Below are 5,805 nucleotides of genomic sequence, written 5' to 3' on the forward strand. Positions count from 1 at the left end.
GGCCAGTTGCTGCGCGGCGGCGAGCCCGGCCGGGCCGGAACCGACCACCGCCACCGACCGCCCGGACGGGGTCGGACTCGGGCACGGGGTCAGGCCCCGGGCCGCCGCGGCGTCGGCGATCTCCACCTCGACCTGCTTGATGGTCACCGGGGCACCCCCGCCGATGCCGAGTACGCAGGCCGCCTCGCAGGGTGCCGGGCAGAGCCGGCCGGTGAACTCGGGGAAGTTGTTGGTGGCGTGCAGCGACTCCACCGCGGCGTCCCAGTTGCCGGTGCGGACCAGGTCGTTCCAGTCCGGGATGCGGTTGCCCAGCGGACATCCGGCGGTGTCGCTGTGGCAGAACGGGATGCCGCAGTCCATGCACCGGGTGGCCTGCTCCCGGATCAGCTCCTCACCGGCGGGTGGATAGACCTCCCGCCAGTCGCTGATCCGCACCGGCACCGGGCGGCGCGCCGGCACCCGCCGGGGGTAGCGCAGGAAACCGTTCGGGTCAGGCACGAGCCACCTCCTGGGCGACCGCCCGCGACGCGGACGGAACCGGCATCGACGCGGATGCCGCCTGAGGCGGCTGCGCGGCCGGTGCGAGCGCACTCATCACCGCGTCGTCGACGTTCTGGCCGGCGGCTTCGGCGGCCCGCATGATCTCCATCACCCGGCGGTAGTCCCGGGGTACCACGGCGGTGAACTCCTCCACCGCCTCCGGCCAGCGCTTGAGCAGCGCCTCGGCGACCGCCGAGTCGGTCTCCGCGAAGTGCCGCTGCACCAGCTCGTGCAGCCGGACCCGCTCCTGCTCGCCGGGGGCGGCGAGGTCGACCAGCTCGGTGTTGACCCGCCGCCGGTCGAGGTTCCAGACGAACGCGGTGCCGCCGGACATGCCGGCCGCGAAGTTGCGCCCGGTCGGGCCGAGCACGACCACCGTGCCGCCGGTCATGTATTCGCAGCCGTGGTCGCCGACGCCCTCGACGACGGCCGCCGCACCGGAGTTGCGCACCGCGAACCGCTCCCCCACCCGGCCGCGCAGGAACACCTCGCCCTCGGTGGCGCCGTACAGGATGGTGTTGCCGGCGATGATCTGGTCCTCGGCGCGCTGTCCGGACTCGGCGCCGACGCCGACGAAGGGCGCCGACGCGTCCGGCCGGACCACCAGCCTCCCGCCGGAGAGGCCCTTGCCGACGTAGTCGTTGGCGTCGCCGTGCAGCCGCATGGTGACCCCGCGCGGCAGGAATGCGCCGAACGACTGCCCGGCCGTGCCGCGCAGCGTGAACTCGACGGTGTCGGTGGGCAGCCCGGCGCCGCCGTACCGGCGGGTCACCTCGCCGCCGAGCATCGCGCCGACGCTGCGGTGCTCGTTGCGGATCGCCACCTCGGCCCGGACCGGGGCGACCGGCGTCCCGTCGGCGGGCGCGTCCAGCACCGGGGCGGCCAGGGCGATCAGCTCGTTGTCCAGTGCCAGTTCCAGGCCGTGGTCCTGGGCCCGGACGCCCCGGCGGGCGGCGCCCTCCGGCAGCTCCGGCAGGTGCAGTACGCGCCCGAGGTCGATCCCGCCGGCCTTCCAGTGCGCGACCGCGGGTGCGACGTCGAGCAGCTCGGTCCGGCCGATCGCCTCGTCGATGCTGCGCAGACCCAGCTCGGCCAGGTAGCCGCGGATCTCCTCGGCGAGGAAGAGGAAGAAGTTCTCCACGAACTCCGGCTTGCCGTTGAAGCGCTCGCGCAGCACCGGGTTCTGGGTGGCGATGCCGACCGGACAGGTGTCCAGGTGACACACGCGCATCATCACGCAGCCGGCGACGATCAGCGGGGCGGTGGCGAAGCCGAACTCCTCGGCGCCGAGCAGGGCCGCGACCACCACGTCCCGGCCGGTCTTGAGCTGGCCGTCGACCTGCACGGTGACCCGGTCGCGCAGCTTGTTGAGCAGCAGCGTCTGCTGCGCCTCGGCCAGGCCCAGCTCCCAGGGGGTGCCGGCGTGCTTGAGCGAGTTCAGCGGGGAGGCGCCGGTGCCACCGTCGTGACCGGAGATCAGGATGACGTCGGCCTTGAGCTTGGCCACCCCGGCGGCCACCGTGCCGACACCCACCTCGCTGACCAGCTTGACGTGCACCCGGGCGGCCGGGTTGACGCACTTGAGGTCGTGCACGAGCTGGGCGAGGTCCTCGATCGAGTAGATGTCGTGGTGCGGTGGCGGCGAGATCAGGCCGACGCCGGGGGTGGCGTGCCGGGTCCGGGCGATCCACGGCCACACCTTGTTGCCGGGGAGCTGACCGCCCTCGCCGGGCTTGGCGCCCTGGGCCATCTTGATCTGGAGGTCGTCGGCGTTGACCAGGTACTCGCTGGTCACGCCGAAGCGGCCACTGGCGATCTGCTTGACCGACGAGCGGCGGGCCGGGTCGTAGAGGCGCTCGACGTCCTCACCGCCCTCACCGGTGTTGGACTTGCCGCCGAGGCGGTTCATCGCGATCGCCAGGGTCTCGTGCGACTCCGCCGAGATCGACCCGTACGACATGGCACCGGTGGCGAACCGCTTGACGATCTCGCTGGCCGGCTCGACCTCCTCGATCGGCACCGGCGACCGGTCGCCGGTCCGCAGCCGGAACAGGCCGCGCAGCGACCCGGCCTTCGCGGCCAACTCGTCGACCTTCGCGGTGTACGCGCGGAACACGTCGTACTGCCGGGTCCGGGTGGCGTGCTGGAGCAGGAAGACCGTCTCGGGGTTGAACAGGTGCAGCTCGCCCTCGCGACGCCACTGGTACTCGCCACCGACCGGCAGCCCGGCGGGGGCCTCGGCACCCGGCGGCGGCCAGGCCAGCGCGTGCCGGGCGGCCACCTCGGTGTGGATGCCGTCCAGCCCGACGCCGCTGATCGTGCTCGGCGTGCCCCGGAAGTACCGCTGCACCAGCCGGGTCTCCAGGCCGACCGCCTCGAAGACCTGCGCTCCGCAGTACGACGACACGGTGGAGATGCCCATCTTGGACATGATCTTCAGGACGCCCTTGCCGAGCGCCTTGACGTAGTTGCGGATCGCGGTCCGCGGCTCGACCCCGGCCAGCGACCCGGTGGAGATCATGTCCTCCACCGACTCGAAGGCGAGGTACGGGTTGACCGCCGCCGCGCCGTAGCCGATCAGCACCGCCGCGTGGTGCACCTCGCGGCAGTCCCCGGACTCCACGATCAACGCCACCTGGGTCCGCGTCTGCTCCCGGACCAGGTGCTGGTGCACCGCGGCGGTGAGCAGCAGCGACGGGATCGGCGCGAGGTCGGCGTTGGAGTCCCGGTCGGAGAGCACCAGGATGCGGACGCCGTCCTCGATCGCCTCGGACACGTGGCGGCAGATCTCGGTCAGCCGGGCCTTGATGCCGGCCCCGCCGTCCCGGATCCGGTAGAGCCCGGAGACCCGGACCGCCTTGAAGCCGGGCAGGTCGCCGTCCTCGTCGATGGAGAGGACCTTGGCCAGCTCGTCGTTGTCGATCACCGGGTAGGGCAGCACGATCTGCCGACAGCTCGCCGGCCCCGGGTCGAGCAGGTTGCCCTCCGGGCCGATGGTCGTCGCCAGGCTGGTCACCAACTCCTCGCGGATGGCGTCCAGCGGCGGATTGGTGACCTGGGCGAAGAGCTGGTGGAAGTAGTCGTAGAGCAGCCGCGGCCGGGTGGACAGCGGGGCGATCGGGGTGTCCGTGCCCATCGAGCCGATCGGCTCCGCGCCGGTGCGGGCCATCGGGGCGAGCAGGATCTTCAGCTCCTCCTCGGTGTAGCCGAAGGTCTGCTGGCGACGGCGTACCGAGTCGTGGGTGTAGACCTCGTGCTCGCGGAGCGGCAGGTCGTCCATCTCGATCAGCCCGGCGTGCAGCCAGTCCGTGTACGGCTGGGCCGCGGCCAGCTCGGTCTTGATCTCGTCGTCGTGCACGATCCGACCGGCGGTGGTGTCGACCAGGAACATCTTGCCGGGCTGGAGCCGGCCCTTGGCGACCACGGTGGCCGGATCGAGGTCGAGCACGCCCGCCTCGCTGCCCAGCACCACGAGCCCGTCGGCGGTCTGCCACCACCGGCCCGGACGCAGCCCGTTGCGGTCGAGCACCGCACCGACGATCTCGCCGTCGGTGAAGGCGACCGAGGCCGGGCCGTCCCACGGCTCCATCAGGCTGGCGTGGAACCGGTAGAAGGCACGCTTGTCGGCGGCCATGTCCGGGTCGTTCTCCCACGCCTCCGGGATCATCATCAGCACCGCGTGCGGCAGGCTGCGCCCGGCCAGGTGCAGCAGCTCCAGGACCTCGTCGAAGTTGGCCGAGTCGGAGGCGGCCGGGGTGCAGATCGGGAAGACCCGGCGGATGTTGCCGGAGAGCTCCGGCGTCCGCAGCAGCGCTTCGCGGGCCTGCATCCAGTTCCGGTTGCCACGGATCGTGTTGATCTCGCCGTTGTGCGCGATGAACCGGTACGGGTGCGCCAGCGGCCACGACGGGAACGTGTTCGTGGAGAAGCGCGAGTGCACCAGCGCGATGGCGCTGTCCACCCGCTCGTCGGTGAGGTCCGGATAGAACGCGGGCAACTGGTCCGGGGTGAGCATCCCCTTGTAGACCATGGTCCGCCCGGACAACGACGGGAAGTACGCCGGCACGCCGCGCTCAGCCGACTCCCGCTCGGCCTGCTTGCGGACGCAGAACGCGACCCGCTCCAGCTCGATGCCGCGCAGCGGAGAGCCGGCCGGTCCGGCGGGGGTATCGGTCAGCCGGTCCGCGGCGAGGAAGAGCTGCCGCACCCGGGGCATCGCCGCCAGGGCCGTCTCGCCGAGGTCCGAGGCGTCCACCGGGACGTCGCGCCAGCCGAGCAGCTCGGCGCCCTCCACCAGCGCGTACTTCTCGACCACCTGCCGGGCGCGGGCCTCGGCGGCGTCGTCGTCGGGGAAGAAGACCAGGCCGGTGGCGTACTCGCCGGCCGGGGGAAGCGGGAAGTCGACCACCGCGCGCAGGAACGCGTCCGGCACCTGGATCATGATGCCCGCGCCGTCACCGGTGTTCGGTTCGGCACCCCGGGCACCCCGGTGGTCCAACCGACACAGGGCGCCGAGACCGCTGGCAACCACCGTGTGCGAGCGCCGTCCGTGCAGGTCGGCCACGAAGGCCACACCGCACGCGTCGTGCTCGTGGGAGGCGTCGTACAGGCCGGCAGGGGACGCTACCTGGCCGTCGCGCAGCGCCGGCTGGGGGTGGTGTGGGTACGCAAAGGCCACCCGGGCCTCCTGTCGTCACTCAGGCGTGGATCATGGACGGGACGACGTCGGCCCTTTATCGGACTATTGAGTCTACGTTAGGGCGCGGTACGCAAGGCCAGTGCAGATTGATCACACCGTCCAGACTCTGGGACGTGTAGTCTCGCGCGGTGGATACACCGTACGCCGGCCTGCTGGATCGGCTGGAACGTTTCTACGACGCGGTCCCCCGCGACGCGGCCCGCGCGGAAGAACACGGCGGGTGTGTGCTGTTCGTCCGCGAAGGCCCCGGATGGCCGTTCTATGCCCGTCCGCGCCCCGACGCCGACCAACCGCCCTCGCTGGCCGACCTGACGGCGGTCCGCCACCGGCAGCGGGAACTCGGTCTGCCCGAGGCCCTGGAATGGGTACACGAGATCAACCCGGACCTGCTCGCGGTGGCCCGCTCGGCCGGACTCGCCGTGCTGGAGGCCCCACTGATGGTCCTCGACCCGGAGGCCGTCGGCGACCCGGCGACGTACACCGACATACCGGTACGGTTGCTGACCGCCTCCGCGCCGGACCTCGCCGCCGACGTGGCCGCCCGCCGGGCCGTCGCGGCCGTCGGC

Annotated in this window: 1 protein-coding gene and 2 pseudogenes; 1 reads left to right on the forward strand and 2 read right to left on the reverse strand. The window is 72.2% G+C overall.

Features of this window, described 5'->3' with window-relative positions:
* Together gltD and gltB are read right to left on the reverse strand one after the other, a co-directional pair.
* Nucleotides 1-498: pseudogene (gene gltD, locus EYA84_RS24705) on the reverse strand (glutamate synthase); the annotation flags it as partial.
* Nucleotides 491-5,218 (reverse strand): glutamate synthase large subunit, encoded by a 4,728-nt coding sequence (gltB, locus tag EYA84_RS24710; RefSeq protein WP_394347609.1) that lies wholly within the window; start codon nucleotides 5,216-5,218, stop codon nucleotides 491-493. The pseudogene gltD and the gene gltB, both read right to left, overlap by 8 nt.
* A gap of 149 nt (nucleotides 5,219-5,367) precedes the next feature.
* Here gltB and EYA84_RS24715 point away from each other — a divergent pair.
* Nucleotides 5,368-5,805, forward strand: a pseudogene (locus EYA84_RS24715) (GNAT family N-acetyltransferase); the annotation flags it as partial.

Origin of the sequence: Verrucosispora sp. SN26_14.1 (genome assembly GCF_004307965.1) — a bacterium.
Taxonomy (GTDB): domain Bacteria; phylum Actinomycetota; class Actinomycetes; order Mycobacteriales; family Micromonosporaceae; genus Micromonospora.